The sequence below is a fragment of the Leisingera sp. F5 genome (genome assembly GCF_001593695.1).
In genome coordinates, this window is the sequence record NZ_LUKH01000869.1 from 1 (window position 1) to 1,533 (window position 1,533).

2 protein-coding genes are annotated in these 1,533 nt (G+C 61.9%); both read right to left on the minus strand.

Features of this window, described 5'->3' with window-relative positions; all coding sequences use genetic code 11:
• On the minus strand, positions 1-584 hold a 584-nt coding region (locus A2I95_RS36910; RefSeq protein ID WP_291737445.1), incomplete at its 3' end, for a thiamine pyrophosphate-binding protein.
• A gap of 157 nt (positions 585-741) precedes the next feature.
• On the minus strand, positions 742-1,533 hold a 792-nt coding region (locus A2I95_RS36915; RefSeq protein ID WP_291737444.1), incomplete at its 5' end, for a LysR substrate-binding domain-containing protein.

The window sequence follows — 1,533 nt, forward strand, 5'->3', positions numbered from 1 at the left end:
GGTTCGGGGGCTGCGCGGTAGGCGGGGTAGCTTTGATGCTTGGGATCGCCCCAGATATCATCCGCTGGGACATCATCATACTGAATGTCATACGGCAGGCCCAAATGCGCCGAGCCGGAACGGCCGGTGGTCATCGCCCGGAACGCCTGGCGCACCATGCGCGGGATGTGGTCGGCGCGTTTGATCACCGTGTTGAACTTGGTCAGCGGCGCCATCAGGACCTCCTGATTGACTTCAGTCAGCGGGTACTTCCCGTAGGACCCCACGGAAATGTCGGTCGTGATCGCCAGCACCGCATAGGAGCTTTCGTTGGCTTCGATCAGCCCCGGCAGGATATAGGTGGCGCCGCCGCCGGAAGGCCCCTCGCACACTCCCACCCGCCCGGTCACGCGGGAGAAACCGTCCGCCATATAGGCCGCGCTGCGCTCATCGCGGGTCAGGATATGGGTGATGCCATGGTCCAACCGGTTCATCGCATCATAGAAGGGCAGCGTGGTGTCGCCGCAGAGGCCAAAGATATGGGTGACGCCGTGGGCCTCCAAAGAGCGCACCATCGCCTCGGCCCCGGTCAGCGCGTTGGTCATCGTGTTTTTCATGGGGCCCCCTAAAGCCGTCGTGAGATCTGTCCTGGAGCGGATGCCCAGGATTCGTGCTCTAAATTGTATACAATTCTGTAGATAGATGTGAAGACTGAATTTCAGACGTCTTGAACGGACTGATTTATCGTTCCTGCATAGTGGCTTACGCAAGCATGCTCTGGATGTAATCCCGCCAAGCTTTGGCAAAACTGGCCGCCAATTGCGACAACGGCCGCGCGCTGGGGGTCAGAATCGAATAACCAAAAGGGATCTGCGGCTCAAACGGCAGAAACCGGATCCGGTCCTCATCCGGGTTGCTTCGGCGGTAGCTTTCAGCGCTAAGGACATCGACAATGGCGCAGGCCTGACCGGCGGCGATGAAGTGGAACAGCGGCAGGAAATACTGCGCGTCATATCGCAGGTTGAATTCGGCCCCCGCCTGCTGAAAGGCCTGCGAGGTGGCCTGATAGGTGTTGTGATCCGGCTGCAGCGCGCCCATTGGGACCCCGTTCAGATCGGCGGCAGTGATGGCTTCGCGGTCCGCCAGCGGATGGCCGGACGGCACCGCACACAGGCAATTGCTGGGCAGTTCTTCTGCCGTGTACAGCTTACGGTCGCCGCGGAACCGGCTCATGTCGCAAAAGCCGATGTCGAAACTGCCGGCCGCCACCAGGCTGCGCACCTGCGGCGAGGACCGCGTTGCCAGCGTCACCCGCACCTCGGGTTTGCCATCCACAAAGCGGCTGATGAATTCCGGCAGCAAATAGGTTGACGGCCCCGGCATCGCCACGATCCGGATCGACCCCTGCACCCGGTCGCGCATATTGGCCAGGTTCTGCTGCGCAGTTTCCAGCCGCGACAAGATCTCGGTCGCCTCCTCCATCAGATACTGCGCCTCGGGCACCGGCACCAGGCGGCGGCCCTCGCGCAGGAACAGGGTCAGGCCCAGCTCCTC